14 protein-coding genes are annotated in these 14,828 nt (G+C 74.2%); 7 read left to right on the top strand and 7 right to left on the bottom strand.

Features of this window, described 5'->3' with window-relative positions:
* Positions 1 to 14: 14 nt before the first annotated feature.
* Positions 15 to 1,799 (bottom strand): biotin carboxylase N-terminal domain-containing protein, encoded by a 1,785-nt coding sequence (locus ACFYMO_RS15185; protein WP_388546665.1) that lies wholly within the window; start codon positions 1,797 to 1,799, stop codon positions 15 to 17.
* 455 nt (positions 1,800 to 2,254) lie between these two features.
* Here ACFYMO_RS15185 and ACFYMO_RS15190 point away from each other — a divergent pair, with 455 nt between their 5' ends.
* Complete coding sequence (locus ACFYMO_RS15190; protein ID WP_388546986.1) at positions 2,255 to 2,707, top strand: hypothetical protein; 453 nt, start codon at positions 2,255 to 2,257, stop codon at positions 2,705 to 2,707.
* On the opposite strand, the gene ACFYMO_RS15195 is transcribed toward ACFYMO_RS15190, so the two are convergent.
* The 4 genes from ACFYMO_RS15195 to ACFYMO_RS15210 all read right to left on the bottom strand — a co-directional run bounded on the left by ACFYMO_RS15195 (position 2,682) and on the right by ACFYMO_RS15210 (position 5,510).
* Complete coding sequence (locus ACFYMO_RS15195) at positions 2,682 to 3,305, bottom strand: nucleoside triphosphate pyrophosphatase (RefSeq protein WP_366774465.1); 624 nt, start codon at positions 3,303 to 3,305, stop codon at positions 2,682 to 2,684. The genes ACFYMO_RS15190 and ACFYMO_RS15195 overlap by 26 nt on opposite strands.
* Positions 3,306 to 3,389: 84 nt before the next feature.
* Positions 3,390 to 3,527 (bottom strand): morphogenic membrane protein MmpB, encoded by a 138-nt coding sequence (mmpB, locus tag ACFYMO_RS15200; RefSeq protein WP_019357729.1) that lies wholly within the window; start codon positions 3,525 to 3,527, stop codon positions 3,390 to 3,392.
* Positions 3,528 to 3,625: 98 nt separating this feature from the next.
* Entirely contained in the window at positions 3,626 to 3,895 is a 270-nt protein-coding gene (locus ACFYMO_RS15205) for an acyl-CoA carboxylase subunit epsilon (protein ID WP_366774464.1), read from the bottom strand.
* Positions 3,896 to 3,905: 10 nt separating this feature from the next.
* Positions 3,906 to 5,510, bottom strand: a complete 1,605-nt coding sequence (locus ACFYMO_RS15210; RefSeq protein ID WP_366774463.1) for an acyl-CoA carboxylase subunit beta — start codon at positions 5,508 to 5,510, stop codon at positions 3,906 to 3,908.
* 168 nt (positions 5,511 to 5,678) lie between these two features.
* Here ACFYMO_RS15210 and ACFYMO_RS15215 point away from each other — a divergent pair, with 168 nt between their 5' ends.
* The 5 genes from ACFYMO_RS15215 (at position 5,679) to ACFYMO_RS15235 (ending at position 11,216) form a co-directional block, all read left to right on the top strand.
* Entirely contained in the window at positions 5,679 to 6,527 is an 849-nt protein-coding gene (locus ACFYMO_RS15215) for a biotin--[acetyl-CoA-carboxylase] ligase (RefSeq protein WP_366774462.1), read from the top strand.
* A gap of 442 nt (positions 6,528 to 6,969) precedes the next feature.
* Positions 6,970 to 8,166 (top strand): adenylate/guanylate cyclase domain-containing protein, encoded by a 1,197-nt coding sequence (locus tag ACFYMO_RS15220; protein ID WP_388546989.1) that lies wholly within the window; start codon positions 6,970 to 6,972, stop codon positions 8,164 to 8,166.
* 131 nt (positions 8,167 to 8,297) lie between these two features.
* On the top strand, positions 8,298 to 8,804 hold the full coding sequence (locus ACFYMO_RS15225) for a DinB family protein (protein WP_366774460.1): 507 nt from the start codon (positions 8,298 to 8,300) through the stop codon (positions 8,802 to 8,804).
* A gap of 118 nt (positions 8,805 to 8,922) precedes the next feature.
* Positions 8,923 to 9,723, top strand: a complete 801-nt coding sequence (locus ACFYMO_RS15230) for an enoyl-CoA hydratase-related protein (RefSeq protein ID WP_366774459.1) — start codon at positions 8,923 to 8,925, stop codon at positions 9,721 to 9,723.
* A gap of 251 nt (positions 9,724 to 9,974) precedes the next feature.
* On the top strand, positions 9,975 to 11,216 hold the full coding sequence (locus ACFYMO_RS15235; RefSeq protein WP_388546672.1) for a GGDEF domain-containing protein: 1,242 nt from the start codon (positions 9,975 to 9,977) through the stop codon (positions 11,214 to 11,216).
* A gap of 131 nt (positions 11,217 to 11,347) precedes the next feature.
* On the opposite strand, the gene ACFYMO_RS15240 is transcribed toward ACFYMO_RS15235, so the two are convergent.
* Together ACFYMO_RS15240 and ACFYMO_RS15245 are read right to left on the bottom strand one after the other, a co-directional pair.
* Positions 11,348 to 12,229, bottom strand: coding sequence for an alpha/beta fold hydrolase (locus ACFYMO_RS15240; protein WP_388546675.1), 882 nt, complete (start codon positions 12,227 to 12,229; stop codon positions 11,348 to 11,350).
* On the bottom strand, positions 12,222 to 12,941 hold the full coding sequence (locus ACFYMO_RS15245; protein WP_388546678.1) for a TetR/AcrR family transcriptional regulator: 720 nt from the start codon (positions 12,939 to 12,941) through the stop codon (positions 12,222 to 12,224). Before ACFYMO_RS15245 ends, ACFYMO_RS15240 begins: the two co-directional genes overlap by 8 nt.
* Positions 12,942 to 13,078: 137 nt before the next feature.
* On the opposite strand from ACFYMO_RS15245, the gene hutH reads away from it, so the two are divergent.
* A complete protein-coding gene (hutH, locus tag ACFYMO_RS15250; protein ID WP_388546992.1) occupies positions 13,079 to 14,626 on the top strand; it encodes a histidine ammonia-lyase in 1,548 nt (515 codons plus the stop codon).
* The last annotated feature ends 202 nt before the right edge of the window (positions 14,627 to 14,828 follow it).

Below are 14,828 nucleotides of genomic sequence, written 5' to 3' on the forward strand. Positions count from 1 at the left end.
CCGTGCGGTCCCGGTCAGTCCTTGATCTCGCAGATGACGCCGCCCGCGGTCACCGCGGCGCCGATCTCCGCGTTGAGGTCCTTGACGGTACCGGCGCGGTGCGCGTTCAGCGGCTGCTCCATCTTCATCGCCTCCAGGACGATGATGAGCTCGCCCTCCTCGACCTGCTGGCCCTCCTCCACGGCCACCTTGACGATGGTGCCCTGCATGGGGGAGGCGAGCGCGTCGCCGGAGACGGCGGTGCCGGACTTCTTGGCGGCCTTGCGCCGCGGCTTGCGGGCACCGCCCTCGACCGCGGCCCGCGCCAGCGGCATGCCCAGCGAGGAGGGCAGCGAGACCTCCAGCCGCTTGCCGCCGACCTCGACGACGACGGTCTCGCGCCCCGCGGCGTCCTCTTCCTCGGCCTCGCCGGGTGCGGGAGCCGCGAACGGCTTGAGGTCGTTGACGAACTCCGTCTCGATCCACCGGGTGTGGACGTCGAACGGCTCACCTTCGCGGCCGCTCACCTCGGGCGCGAACGCCGCGTCCCGGACCACCGTGCGGTGGAAGGGCAGCGCCGTGGCCATGCCGGTGACCTCGAACTCGTCCAGCGCCCGGGCGGCGCGCTGGAGCGCCTGCTGCCGGGTGGCGCCGGAGACGATCAGCTTGGCGAGCAGCGAGTCCCACGCCGGGCCGATCACCGAACCGGACTCGACACCCGCGTCCAGCCGCACGCCGGGACCGCTGGGCGGCGCGAAGGTGGTGACGGTGCCGGGTGCCGGGAGGAAGTTGCGGCCCGGGTCCTCGCCGTTGATCCGGAACTCGAAGGAGTGACCGCGCAGCGGCGGGTCGTCGTAGCCCAGCTTCTCGCCGTCGGCGATCCGGAACATCTCGCGGACCAGGTCGATCCCGGTGACCTCCTCGGTGACCGGGTGCTCCACCTGGAGGCGGGTGTTGACCTCCAAGAAGGAGATCGTGCCGTCCTGTCCGACGAGGAACTCGCAGGTGCCCGCGCCCTCGTAGCCCGCCTCGCGGAGGATGGCCTTGGACGCGCGGTACAGCTCGGCGTTCTGCTCGCCCGTCAGATACGGCGCCGGGGCCTCCTCGACGAGCTTCTGGTGGCGGCGCTGGAGGGAGCAGTCGCGGGTGGAGACGACGACCACGTTGCCGTGCTTGTCGGCCAGGCACTGCGTCTCCACGTGCCGGGGCCGGTCCAGATAGCGCTCGACGAAGCACTCGCCGCGGCCGAAGGCGGCCACGGCCTCGCGGACCGCCGAGTCGTACAGCTCGGGGACCTCCTCCAGCGTGCGGGCCACCTTCAGGCCGCGCCCGCCGCCGCCGAAGGCGGCCTTGATGGCGATGGGCAGGCCGTTCTCCTCCGCGAAGGCGACGACCTCCTCCGCGCCGGAGACCGGGTCCTTGGTGCCGGCGACCAGTGGGGCGCCCGCGCGCTGCGCGATGTGCCGCGCGGCGACCTTGTCGCCCAGGTCGCGGATGGCCTGCGGGGGCGGGCCGATCCAGTTGAGGCCCGCGTCGAGCACCGCCTGTGCGAACTCGGCGTTCTCGGAGAGGAATCCGTAGCCGGGGTGGACGGCGTCGGCTCCCGAGTCGGCGGCCGCTTTCAGTACTTTGCCGACATCCAGATAGCTCGCCGCCGGGGTGTCACCGCCCAGGGCGAATGCCTCGTCGGCCACGCGGACGTGCAGCGCGTCCCGGTCCGGCTCGGCATAGACGGCGACACTCGCGATTCCCGCATCCCGGCACGCGCGGGCGACGCGGACGGCGATTTCGCCGCGGTTGGCGATGAGCACCTTGCGCACGATGGCTCCCTCCTTGGAACAACCTGAGTTTAGGTACAGGCGACACCTGACGCCGAGCCGCCAAGGGGGGTGAGCTTGCCCACACGGAGTGTCACCCGTGGGTCGCGCAGAACCGGATCTCCCCTCGTTGTCCCACGGTACGCCGCATTCGGCGGTGGAACGTGCGCCTTGGGCATGTGGGCTAGCTCTCTGTCGGAGTCGTGCGCCTGAGCGCGTCGTCTTTGTGGGGACCCTACGACTCGCAGACGGAATTTTTGCTTTGCGTCGATTCTCTTGCCCCGGCTTGTACCCGTGAGTAGCGTTCGCCCTGCCGAGAGCACGTACCTGGAGTAACCCGCGGCGCGCAGCGGAACCGCGCGCCGGGCGGTACGGCCGCCGAGCCGTCAAACGGCCGCCGGCGCACCGAAGATGCAGGCGACGGAAGAGGTGGCGGAGTGGCAGGGCGCAGACGGGCAGTGGCCGCGGTGACCGCGGTGGTGCTCACGATGGAAGCAGCCGTGCTCGTGGGCCTCAATCTCTTCCTGGGCAAGGTCGCGGATGCCCAGCAGATGTCCCTGGCCGGAATCGAACCGCGCGCCATGACGATCTCAGCGGTGCTCGGCGCCGTGCTGGTCGGCGGCTATGTGCTGGGCTGTGCGCTGATCCTCCTCCGTACGGCGATACGCGACGTACCGCCGCGCGGCTTCTGGCGCATCGTGCTGATCAGTTGCGCGGTGGTGCACGGAGTGCTCGGCGCGTTCTGCGTCGGCCTCGTCGGCTGGCTGGCCTTCGTGCTGATGATGAGCGTTCTGGGCCTCATCGTCTGGTCGTTGACCTGGTACGGCGAGGCGATGGCGGAGCCGCCCGGGCGGCCCGCCGGACACCCCGGCGACGGGCCCGGCGTCAGCGCGGAGCCCACAGGTCCGTGACGACGACCCCCAACTCGCCCAGCAGCCTGCGCAGCGTGGGCAGGGAGAGCCCGAGCACGTTGCCGTGGTCGCCCTCGATACCGTCCACGAACGGCCCCGAGCGACCGTCGAGCGTGAACGCGCCCGCCACGTGCAGCGGTTCACCGCTGGCGACGTAGGCCGCGACCTCCGCGTCGGAGGGCCGCCCGAAGTGCACCGTAGTGGAGGTCGTCACCGAGCGGCGCGCGCCTTCCGCTGCCGCGCGGGTGTCCACGACGCAGTGCCCGGTGTGCAGCACCCCGGAGCGGCCGCGCATGTCCCGCCAGCGGGCCGTCGCCTCCGCCGCGTCGGCGGGCTTGCCCAGCGGCAGCCCGTCCAGCTCCAGCACCGAGTCGCAGCCGACGACCAGCGCCTCGGCGGCCTCGGCCCGCGCGGCGACCGCCGCGGCCTTGGCCTCGGCCAGCACCCGGGCCAGTTCGGAGGGCGTCGGCGCGTCGAGCGCGTCCTCGTCCACCCCGCTGACGACCACCTCGGGCGCCATCCCGGCCTGCCGCAGCAGCGCGAGACGGGCGGGGGAGGCGGAGGCCAGCACAAGACGCGGTGAGTTCATGCGGGCCATCGTAAGGAGTCGTCGTGCCGGGCCCCGCGGGGGCGCCCGAGGCGCCCGGGGCACCTGGAGCTTCTGGAGTGCCTGCTGGGCAGCCTACGAGTACGTGACCGACAGCAGCAGCATCATCACCACCGCGGTGACCACGAGCAGCACCCAGCCGAGTCGGTGCACCTTCTCCTGGGTCCTGCGGATGTCCGGCGGCGGCTCGTCTCGGGGATCGGACCACAGCATCCGCCCATGGTGGCCGCACCCCGGCGCCCGCGCCTGAGTATGCGTACTCAGGCGCGGGCGCACGCGCGGCACGCCCGCGGGCCTGCGCGGCCGGCCGGTCAGCCGGCCCAGAAGGTGCGGCGCCAGGCCTCCGGACCCGGCGCCGGGGGCGGGCCGGGCACCGTACGGGCCGGATCGGACCAGGCGCTGGGCGCCGCCCGCCGCGGCTCACCGGCCGGCACGGCGCCGGCGCGCACCCGCACCACCGCCAGCGCCGCCGCCAGTTCCTCGGGAGTGGGGTTGCCCCGGACGACCCGGATGGACGGCTCGGCCCCGGCAGTGCCCTCGGCTGCGCCCCGCGGGGCGGTCTCGGCGGACTCCGTCGTCATCGCACTCTCCTCACAGCGGGATGTTGCCGTGCTTCTTCGGCGGGAGCTGCTCCCGCTTGCTGCGCAGCGTGCGCAGACCGCGGGTGATGTGGCGGCGGGTCTCCGCCGGGCGGATCACCGCGTCCACGTAGCCGCGCTCGGCCGCCACGTACGGGTTCAGCAGCGCGTCCTCGTACTCCTGGGTGAGCTGGGCGCGCAGCTCCTCGGTCTGCTCGGGAGTACCGGCGCCGGCCAGCTTCTTGCGGTGCAGGATGTTGACCGCGCCCTGCGCGCCCATCACCGCGATCTGCGCCGTCGGCCAGGCGAAGTTGAGATCGGCGCCCAGGTGCTTGGACCCCATCACGTCGTAGGCGCCGCCGAACGCCTTCCGGGTGATCACCGTGATCAGCGGCACCGTCGCCTCCGCGTACGCGTAGATCAGCTTGGCGCCGCGCCGGATGATCCCGTCGTACTCCTGGTCCGTGCCGGGCAGGAAGCCGGGGACGTCCACGAAGGTGAGCACGGGGATGTTGAACGAGTCGCAGGTGCGCACGAAGCGTGCCGCCTTCTCGCTCGCGTCGATGTTGAGGCAGCCCGCGAACTGCAGCGGCTGGTTGGCGACCACCCCCACCGGGCGGCCCTCGACACGGCCGAAACCGGTGACGATGTTCGGCGCGAACAGCGCCTGCGTCTCCAGGAACTCGCCGTCGTCCAGCACGTGCTCGACCACGGTGTGCATGTCGTAGGGCTGGTTCGCCGAGTCCGGGATCAGGGTGTCCAGCTCCCGGTCCTCCTCGGAGGTCTCCAGGTCCGCCTCCTCCGGATAGCCGGGCGGCTCGGAGAGGTTGTTGGAGGGCAGGTAGGACAGCAGCGCCTTGACGTACTCGATGGCGTCCTTCTCGTCCCCCGCCATGTGGTGCGCCACACCCGAGGTCGCGTTGTGCGTGCGGGCGCCGCCCAGCTCCTCGAAGCCGACGTCCTCACCGGTGACCGTCTTGATCACGTCCGGCCCGGTGATGAACATGTGCGAGGTCTGGTCGACCATCACGGTGAAGTCCGTGATCGCGGGCGAGTAGACCGCGCCGCCGGCACACGGGCCCAGGACGAGGGAGATCTGCGGGATCACCCCGGAGGCGTGGGTGTTGCGGCGGAAGATCTCCGCGAACAGGCCGAGGGCCGCCACCCCCTCCTGGATCCGGGCGCCGCCGCCGTCGTTGATGCCCACGACCGGGCAGCCGGTCTTCAGCGCGAAGTCCATGACCTTCACGATCTTCTCGCCGTAGACCTCGCCGAGGGCGCCGCCGAAGATGGTGAAGTCCTGCGAGAAGACGCACACGGGGCGGCCGTCGACGGTGCCGTAGCCGGTGACCACGCCGTCCCCGTACGGGCGGTTCTTCTCCAGCCCGAAGTTGGTCGAGCGGTGCCGCGCGAACTCGTCCAGCTCGGTGAACGACCCCTCGTCGAGCAGGAGTTCCACCCGCTCCCGGGCGGTCAGTTTCCCCTTGGCGTGCTGCTTCTCCACCGCACGCTCCGAGCCCGCGTGCACGGCCTCCGCCGTGCGCTGCTCGAAATCCGCGAGCTTGCCCGCGGTGGTGTGGATGTCGAGGTCGTCGATGTCGGGGCTGGGCGAGGACATCTCGGAGGGCTCCTTACCGTCGCGGGTTGGCTACCGACCCGTAGGCTATCGGCGACCTGCCCGTCACGGAGTGCGTCGTTGGCCACACTCGGGTCCACGCGGACCGGTGTCCGGCCTCGTCGGCGGGTGGCGGGGGCCGGATCCGGCGCACCCCCATAACCTGGCCGCATGACGTCACACCGCTGGTCCGACCTCGACCGCCCCCCGCTCCGCCAGGCGGCCCTGCGCAGGGCACTGCTCGGCGGGGACTCCCTCTGGACCGACCTGGAGGTGGCCGAGTCGCTCGGCTCGACCAACACCGAGCTGGTGGCCCGCGCCCGCTCGGGGAAGGCCGAGCCCGGCGCCGTCCTCGTCGCCGAGGAGCAGACCGCGGGGAAGGGCCGGCTGGACCGCTCGTGGACGGCCCCGCCCCGCTCCGGCCTCTTCTTCTCGATGCTGCTGCGCCCCGAGCCCCCGGCTGAGCGCTGGGGCTGGCTCCCGCTGCTGGCCGGAGTGGCCGCGGCCGGCGCGCTCGCCCGTACGGCCGGTGTCGACACCGGCCTCAAGTGGCCCAACGACGTGCTGACGACCGGCCGGGGCGGCGAACGCAAGGTCGGCGGCATCCTGGCGGAGCGCGTCGACTCCGACGCCGTCGTCCTCGGTATCGGGCTCAACGTCAGCCTCCGCGAGGACGAGCTGCCGGTCCCCACCGCCGGTTCGCTGCTGCTGGCCGGAGCCCAGGGCACGGACCGGGACCCGCTGCTGCGCGCGGTGCTTCGCGCGGTGGAGGACTGGTACGGCCGCTGGACGGCGGCGGACGGCGACCCGGCGGCCTCGGCCGTGCTGGACGCCTACGCGGCGGGCTGCGTGACGCTCGGCAGGACCGTGCGCGCCACGCTGCCCGGCGGGGGCGAGCTGGTGGGCGAGGCCGTCGCGGTGGACGGCGACGGCCGGCTGGTCATCGCCTCGGAACAGGGCGTACAGCATCCGGTCGCAGCTGGTGACATCGTCCATCTGCGCCCCGCGACCGGACAGTGAGGTAGCGCACAACTGCCGTATGGTGGGCAATCGGCGGTGACATCGAGTGCCATCCGGGAGCGGTGGCCGGACCGCCGGCAGATCGGGCAAGAGGGAACGGAAGGGCTGTGCGCAGGGACGACGCGAGGCCGCGACACCACGCCGCGGAGCGTGCGGGGAGCCCGCGGTGACCGTGGACGAACCGGGCGTGCCCGGACGCGGAGCGGCGTCCGCCGGGTCCGTACCGGTACCGGGTGCCGCGGGCGCCGGGGCCGGGGACGGGACCGGAGCAGGGAGCGGGGACCGCGGAACGCCGGACGCCGCCGATCCGGCGGACGCCGCGGCGGGTCCGCCCGGTGATCCCGCGGACGGCGATCCGGCGCCCGGCGCTCCCGCGGACGGTGGGCCCGGCGGTTCCGCAGGGGCGCTCTCCGCGGCGGACGCCGACGCGTCCGCCGTCGGGATGCCGTCCGCCGCCGGAGCCGCATCCGCCGGCGGAGCCGGTCCGGCTCCGGCGGGCGACGCGGACCCGCCCGCCGTGGGCGGCTCCACCGGGTCCGCGGGTGCCGGTGCCGGGCCGTCCGCCGGGGACGGTCCGGCGGGCCCCTTCGCCGAGGGCGCGGGGGACCCGGACGACGAGCCCGATCCCAGCGCGCTGCGCATCGAGGAGCTCATCCTCGGGTCCGAGCGGCAGTACACGCCCTTCCAGGCCGCCCGCGCCGCCGGGGTGTCCATGGAGCTGGCCTCCCGGTTCTGGCGGGCGATGGGCTTCGCCGACGTCGGTCAGGCCCGGGCGCTGACCGAGGCCGACGTGCTGGCGCTGCGGCGGCTGTCGGGCCTGGTCGAGGCGGGGCTGCTGAGCGAGACGATGGCGGTGCAGGTGGCCCGCTCCACCGGGCAGACCACGGCGCGGCTCGCGGACTGGCAGATCGACTCGTTCCTGATGGGGCTGACCGAGCCGCCCGAGCCCGGGATGACCCGCAACGAGGTCACCTTCCCGCTGGTGCAGCTCCTCCTGCCGGAGCTGGAGGAGTTCCTGGTCTATGTGTGGCGGCGGCAGCTGGCCGCCGCCACCGGCCGGGTCGTCCAGGCGCAGGACGACGAGGAGATGGTCAACCGGCAGCAGGCCATCGGCTTCGCCGACCTGGTGGGCTTCACCCGGTTGACCCGCCGCCTGGAGGACGAGGAACTGGGCGAGCTGGTGGAGGCGTTCGAGACCACCTCGGCCGACCTGGTCGCCGCGCACGGCGGGCGGCTCATCAAGGCGCTGGGCGACGAGATCCTCTACGTCGCCGAGGACGCGGGCACGGCGGCGGAGATCGGGCTGCGGCTGATCGAGACGATGGCCAACGACGCGACGATGCCGGAGCTGCGGGTCGGTATCGCCTTCGGGACGATGACGACCCGGATGGGTGATGTCTTCGGCAACACGGTCAACCTCGCCAGCAGGCTGACCTCGATAGCGCCCAAGGACACGGTGCTGGTGGACGGTGCGCTGCGGGCCGAACTGACCGCCTCGGGCGCCGCGCCGGAGTCGGAGAAGGAGAGCGAGGACCTGTCCGGGTACCGGTTCGCGCTCCAGCCGCTCTACCAGCGTCCGGTGCGCGGGCTGGGCGTCGTGGAGCCCTGGCTGCTGCGGCGCCGCGGCACCGGGGGCTAGCGAGTGCCCGGTGGATCATGCCGGGCGGGCACCGGCGCCGAACCGTCGCGGCAGGGAGCCGGGCGGAGCAGGTGGGGTCCGTTCCGTAAATGCCTCGACATCGTTCGCGGTGATCGGGAACCCTTCGCGCGATGACCGGAATCGACGACACGCCGCCCGCGTGGGACGAGCGCTCCCAGCTCACCGCGTTTCTCGACTACGCACGTGACACCGCCCGCGCCAAGTGCGACGGCGTCTCGGCGGAGAACGCCCGCAGGGCACTCCTGCCGGGATCGCCGCTGATGACCATGAGCGGAGTGATCAACCACCTGCGCTGGGTCGAGTACCACTGGTTCCAGGTGGTCTTCCTCGGCGAGGAGGACCGGGGCCCCTGGACCGAGGAGGACCCCGACCGCGAGATGCGTATCGCCGTCGACTTCCCGCTCGCCCGGTTGCTCGACGAGTACGCCGAACAGAGCGCCCGCCACCGCGAACTGGTTGCCCGGCACGGTCTGGACGAGCAGGCCAGGCGAGCCGTGCGCAACGGCCTCCACGTCGACCTGCGCTGGATCCTCCTCCACCTCACCGAGGAGACGGCCCGCCACAACGGCCACCTGGACATCCTGCGCGAGATGCTCGACGGGACGACCGGCGACTAGGACGTCTCCGGCCGGTCATGTGACCACTCCGTGTCCGGGGCATCGATGTGGGGGCGCGGCCGGCGGGTGCGCGCCGGACGTTGACGGGCGGAAGTTAGCGACCGTTATCGTGGCGGCCATGGATCTCAGCGAGCAGGCGTTCGGGGAGTGGGTGCGGGTCCGCAAGGACGGGCACGTCGCGGAGCTGGTGATGGACCGGAGAGGGGCCATGAACGCCGTGTCGACGGCGTTCGCCGGCGCCCTGGCCGACGCGTGCGCCGCGCTCGCGCGGGACGGCGAGGTGCGGGCCACCGTACTGACCTCCACGCACGAGCGCGCGTTCTGCGTGGGCGCCGACCTCAAGGAGCGCAACTCCTTCAGCGACGCGGAACTGGCGGCCCAGCGTCCGCACGCCCGGGCCGCCTACACCGGGGTGCTGGAGCTGCCGATGCCGACGATCGCCGCCGTGCACGGCTACGCGCTGGGCGGCGGGTACGAACTGGCGCTGTCCTGCGACCTGATCGTGGCCGACCCCACCGCGGTGCTGGGCCTGCCCGAGGTGTCGGTCGGTGTCGTACCGGGCGGCGGCGGCACGCAGCTGCTGCCGCGCCGGGTGGGTGCGGCCCGGGCCGCCGAGCTGATCTTCACCGCGCGCCGGGTGGCCGCGGAGGAGGCGCGGGCGCTCGGCATGGTCGACCTGCTCGCGGAGTCGGGTGAGGACCGGGCCGAGGCGCTGGCGCTCGCGGCCCGCATCGCGGCCAACTCGCCGGTCGGGCTGCGCGCCGCCAAGCGGGCACTGCGCACCGGATGGGGGATGGACCTGCGGGCGGGGCTGGAGGTGGAGGAGGCCGCCTGGCGTACGGTCGCCTTCTCCGGCGACCGGGCCGAGGGCGTCGCGGCGTTCAACGAGAAGCGGAAGCCGGACTGGCCCGGGGTCTGACCCCGCGGGCCGCTTCGGCCGGCCCCTTCGACGGTCGCTGCGGCGGTCCGGGCGCGGCCGGCTGCGGCCCGGTGGGCGGGTCGGTCTGCGGCGGATCGGGTGTGCTGCGGGTCGGTGTGCGGCAGCGGGGTGGCGGTTCCCGGCCGCGGGACGCGCGGTTTCCCGGCGGGGCGCGGGGATTTCTTCGTAGAGTGAAGCTCTGCGTAATGACCTGCGCGGCAGAACGGGGCGAAGCCTCCTAATCTTGGCGTATGGGTCGAACAGCGGAGGATGCGGACGCGCGCCTCGATGCCGTCGTCGTGCTGTCCCAGGCCATGGCGGCGGCCCAGACCTCGGCGCCCGCCGCGGCCCGCCCGCACCCGCACCCCGCGGACGACCCCGAGGCCGACGCCGCCCGCTCCCACCGGGACATAGCGCACGCAGCGGCCGAAGGCGCCCGCGCGGCGATGGGCGGCACGTTCGCCGCCGTGTCCGTCTGGGAGCCGGCCGGCGGCCGGCTGCGCGTGCTGGCCAACGTGGGGGAGCGGGCGCCGGAGGAGGCCGAGTACCCCGCCGACGAGTCCTACCCGGTGCACGACTTCCCCCAGCTCGCCGAACTGCTGCACGAGTGGTGGGCGGGCGGCGGCCGGCCGCAGGCGTGGGTGGTGGGCGACGGCCCGGAGGCGGCGGGCGGCGCCGGGGACCCGGCCGCACACGGCTACCGGCAGGTGGCGGCGCGGCGCCGCAGGGGCCGCGGCTCCTGCGTGATCGCACCGATCGTGCTGCGCGGCCGGGCCTGGGGAGAGCTGTATGTGGCACGGCCCGCCGGAGCACCCGCCTTCACCCGCGCCGACGCCGACTTCGCCGCGGTGCTCGCGGCCCTCATAGCCTCGGGCATCGCGCAGAACGAGCAGTTGGAGGAGGTCCGCAGGCTCGCCTACACCGACCCCCTCACCGGACTCGCCAACCGGCGCGCCGTCGAGACCCGGCTGGACGAGGCCATCGCGCTCCACCGCGATCTGGGCACCGTCGTCAGCCTCGTCGTCTGCGACATCAACGGGCTCAAAGGCGTCAACGACGCCCAGGGGCACGAGGCGGGCGACCGGCTGCTGGAACGGTTCGCCGCCGTGCTGTCCGCGGCGGCGGCCGCCCTGCCCGGCGCGCTGGCCGGGCGGTTGGGCGGCGACGAGTTCTGCCTGCTGGCCGTGGGCCCCGCCGCCGACGAGGTGGTGCACACCGTCGGCGAACTGTGCCGCAACGCCGCCGCGCTGGAGCTGGGGGAGGGGGTGGCCTGCGGGATCGCGTCGACCGGCGACCCGGTGGGTGCCGTGCGCTCCGCACACCGCCTCTTCCGGCTGGCGGACGCCGCCCAGTACCGCGCCAAGGCGCTGCGCTCCGGTGAGCCGGTCGTCGCAGGCCGGGAGGGCGGGCCCGACGACCCCACGGTCCGGCTGGCCGCCACCCCCGACCCGCTGCCCCCCGCCCCCGAGCGCCGCCGCTTCCGCCGCAGCTGAGCTTCGGCGCCGGGCTCCGCCGCGCCGGGCTCCGCCGCGCCGGGCTCCGCCGCGCCGGGCTCCGCCGCGCCGGGCTCCGCCGCGCCGGGTCCCGTGCGCCGAGCCCCGCAGCCGGTCGCGCGGCGCCGCTGTCAGCGGCCGGTCTCCGGCACGGGGTCCGTCTCCCGCAGGGTGGCGTGCAGCGCGCGGGCGAACGCCGCCGGGTGCTCGACGCCGCCGAGATGGCCGCCGGGGAACTCCCGGCATCGCGCACCCACCGCCTCGGCCAGCTCGGTGGCGAGGGTGTGCGGGAGCTGCCCGCGGGAGGCCCGGCCGACCCCGACGACCAGCCGGTCCGCGGCGGCCCGCAGCCGGGCGAGGTCCGGACCGTGGTGGGTGAAGGGCTTCAGCACATGTTCCAGGAAGTGGCCGCTGCTCGCCTCGACGGCGGCCCGCAGCCCCTCCGGCATCGGTTCCGGCGCTCCCTCGTCCTCGGCCGGGTCGAGCGGCTCGGCCTCGCCCAGCGTCGCCCCCATCCGCGCGTAGCCCGGCCCGACACCCTCGCGCGCGGCGACCTCGCTGATCTGCGCGAACGCGTCCAGTGCCGGTTCGGGGTCGGCGGACACCCGGGCCAGCGGCGGCTCGTGCGCGACGGCCAGCCGCACCCGGTCGGGGTGCAGCGTCAGCAGTTCGACGGCGGTGATGCCGCCGGAGCTGGTGCCGAACACGTAGCAGGGCTCGTCGGGGGAGAGCAGGTCGAGCAGCCGCCCGGCGTCGGCGGCGTGCACCGCGACGCGCTGCTCCTCGCCGGGGGCGTCCAGCGGGCTGCCGCTGATCCCGCGCGGCGCGTAGCTCGCCACGGTGAAGTGGGCGGCGAGTGCGGGCGCCACTCCGTGGAAGACGTCCGCGTTCCCCGCGCCGCCCGGTATGAGCAGCAGCAGCGGTCCCGTGCCGCGCACCTGGTAGCCGAGGGTGGCGCCCGGGACGGGCAGGGAGCCGGAACGGGGTTCGGCGGCGTCGGATCGGTCATTCACCGGTCTGCTCCTCATCTCGGATGTGCTCGATGTGTTCGGCTTCGTGTCCGCCGTCTTCGGCCTCGCACCCGACGGCCGGGGCCGCGGCCCGGCCCGGGTGCGGATCGCGGGCGCCGCGCGGCTCCGGCTGCGTGGTCCGCGGCCAGTTCTCCAGCAGGAAGTGCAGCGCCTCCAGGGAGCGGCGCCAGGAGTCGTCGAGGCGCCGCGGGTGGCTGAACCCGGTGCGGGTCTCCAGGTCCGCGTAGCCGTGGAAGGTGCTGCGCAGCAGCCGTCCGGCATCGGTCAGATCCGGTTCCCGGAGGCCGTAGGCGCGCAGCATGCCGTAGGTCAGTTCGATGCTGCGACGGTGGCCGACCGACTCGGCGGCGACGGTGGGGTCGACCTGGAGCTGTCCGGCGGCGTAGCGGCCGGGGTGTTCGAGGGCGTAGCCGCGGAAGGCGTCGGCGAAGGCGAGCAGCGCGTCCTTGCCGGCGCGCCCCGCGACGGCTGCGCCGATCCGGTCGGTCATCTCGCGGGCCGCCTGGACGCACAGCCGGGTGCGCAGGTCGGCGAGGTTGCGGACATGGGAGTAGAGGCTGGCGTCCTTGACGCCGAATCCGCGGGCCAGCGCGGACAGCGTGACGTTTTCCAGGCCCACCTCGTCCGCCAGCTCGGCTGCCGCCTGGACGATCCGGTCCACGGTCAGACCCGCGCGCACCATGCGCTCACCCATCCTCTCCGGCGTCGGCCGCGTACGGTCCGCAGCCTAAAACTAGTGGTCCTAGGAAGGAAACTAGATTTCCTAGGAAGGGGCCGGTCGACACCTCGTGACAGATGGCAATTCACTCACTAGGGTTCGTGAATATGAATATGCACACTGTGGTCGTCGGGAGCTCGGGCACCAGCCCCGAGGAGGTCGTCGCCGTGGCCCGGGAGGGTGCCCGCGTCGAGCTGGACGAAGGGGCCCGCGAGGCGCTGCGCACCGCTCGCCGCTTCATCGACGACCTCGCCGCCAAGCCCGACCCGGTCTACGGCGTCTCCACCGGCTTCGGCGCCCTCGCCGTCCGCCACATCGGCCCGGACCTGCGCGCTCAGCTCCAGCGCAACATCGTCCGCTCGCACGCCGCGGGAATGGGCCCGCGGGTGGAGCGCGAGGTGGTGCGCGCGCTGATGTTCCTGCGGCTGAAGACCCTCGCCTCCGGCCGCACCGGGGTACGCGCCGAGGTGGCCCAGGCCATGGCCGACCTGCTCAACGCCGGCATCACCCCGCTGGTGCACGAGTACGGCTCGCTCGGCTGCTCCGGCGACCTCGCCCCGCTCTCCCACTGCGCCCTCACGCTGATGGGCGAGGGCGAGGCCGAAGGCCCCGACGGCGAGCTGCGCCCGGCCGCCGAGCTGCTCGCCGACCACGGCCTCACCCCCGTCGAGCTGCGCGAGAAGGAGGGGCTGGCGCTCCTCAACGGCACCGACGGGATGCTCGGCATGCTGCTGATGGCGTGCGCCGACCTCGCCCGGCTGTTCAGCTCCGCCGATGTCGCGGCGGCCCTGTCGCTGGAGGCGCTGCTGGGGACCGACCGGGTGCTCGCCCCCGAGCTGCACGCCGTCCGGCCGCACCCCGGGCAGGCCGCCAGCGCGGCCAACATGCTCAAGGTGCTGGAGGGGTCGGGCCTCACCGGCCACCACCAGGACGACGCGCCGCGGGTGCAGGACGCCTACTCGGTGCGCTGTGCGCCGCAGGTCGCCGGAGCGGGCCGGGACACGCTCGCGCACGCCCGCGCGGTCGCCGAGCGGGAGCTGGCCTCGTCCGTGGACAACCCCGTGGTGCTGCCCGACGGGCGGGTCGAGTCCAACGGGAACTTCCACGGAGCCCCCGTCGCCTACGTCCTCGACTTCCTCGCCGTCGCCGTCGCGGACCTCGCCTCGATCGCCGAGCGCCGCACCGACCGGCTGCTGGACAAGAACCGCTCCCACGGGCTGCCGCCGTTCCTGGCCCACGACGCGGGGGTGGACTCCGGGCTGATGATCGCCCAGTACACGCAGGCCGCGCTGGTCAGCGAGCTGAAGCGGCTGGCGGTGCCGGCTTCCGTCGACTCCATCCCGTCCTCCGCGATGCAGGAGGACCATGTGTCGATGGGCTGGTCAGCGGCCCGGAAACTGCGCACGGCGGTGGCCGGACTCGCCCGGGTGATCGGCGTCGAGGTGTACGCGGCGGCCCGGGCCGTCGAGCTGCGCTCCGGAACGGCCGGACTGGCGCCCGGGGAGGCCGCGCGCGCCGTGATCGCTGGACTGCGCGAGGCCGGGGCCGGGGGGCCCGGCGGGGACCGCTACCTCGCCCCGGACCTGGCGGCGGCCGAGGACTTCGTCCGCTCCGGCGCGCTGCTGGACGCGATCCGGCCGGTCACCGGACGGCTCGCCTAGCTGCGCCCGTACGGACGTGCCGGGCGTGTGGGCGGCGGGATCCGGCGGCCGCGGCCGGGGCGGCGCTGCCGCGGGGGGGGGGGGGGGGGGGCGGGGGGGGGCCCCCCCCCCCCCCCCCCCCCCCCCCCACCCCCCCCCACAACCCGGGGGGGGGGGGGGGGCCCCCCCCGGCCGGCCCCCCCCCCACCAGCGCCAGCCCGGC

The sequence above is a fragment of the Streptomyces sp. NPDC007025 genome (genome assembly GCF_042869455.1).
Classification (GTDB): Bacteria; Actinomycetota; Actinomycetes; order Streptomycetales; family Streptomycetaceae; genus Streptomyces.

Bases quoted from the DNA above. Each gene is read 5' to 3' on its own strand.
- ACFYMO_RS15195 (WP_366774465.1), bottom strand. From the start codon at position 3,305: ATGGCCCGCATGAACTCACCGCGTCTTGTGCTGGCCTCCGCCTCCCCC.
- mmpB (WP_019357729.1), bottom strand. From the start codon at position 3,527: ATGCTGTGGTCCGATCCCCGAGACGAGCCGCCGCCGGACATCCGCAGG.
- ACFYMO_RS15205 (WP_366774464.1), bottom strand. From the start codon at position 3,895: ATGACGACGGAGTCCGCCGAGACCGCCCCGCGGGGCGCAGCCGAGGGC.
- ACFYMO_RS15210 (WP_366774463.1), bottom strand. From the start codon at position 5,510: ATGTCCTCGCCCAGCCCCGACATCGACGACCTCGACATCCACACCACC.
- ACFYMO_RS15215 (WP_366774462.1), top strand. From the start codon at position 5,679: ATGACGTCACACCGCTGGTCCGACCTCGACCGCCCCCCGCTCCGCCAG.
- ACFYMO_RS15220 (WP_388546989.1), top strand. From the start codon at position 6,970: ATGCCGTCCGCCGCCGGAGCCGCATCCGCCGGCGGAGCCGGTCCGGCT.
- ACFYMO_RS15225 (WP_366774460.1), top strand. From the start codon at position 8,298: ATGACCGGAATCGACGACACGCCGCCCGCGTGGGACGAGCGCTCCCAG.
- ACFYMO_RS15230 (WP_366774459.1), top strand. From the start codon at position 8,923: ATGGATCTCAGCGAGCAGGCGTTCGGGGAGTGGGTGCGGGTCCGCAAG.
- ACFYMO_RS15235 (WP_388546672.1), top strand. From the start codon at position 9,975: ATGGGTCGAACAGCGGAGGATGCGGACGCGCGCCTCGATGCCGTCGTC.
- ACFYMO_RS15245 (WP_388546678.1), bottom strand. From the start codon at position 12,941: ATGGGTGAGCGCATGGTGCGCGCGGGTCTGACCGTGGACCGGATCGTC.
- hutH (WP_388546992.1), top strand. From the start codon at position 13,079: ATGCACACTGTGGTCGTCGGGAGCTCGGGCACCAGCCCCGAGGAGGTC.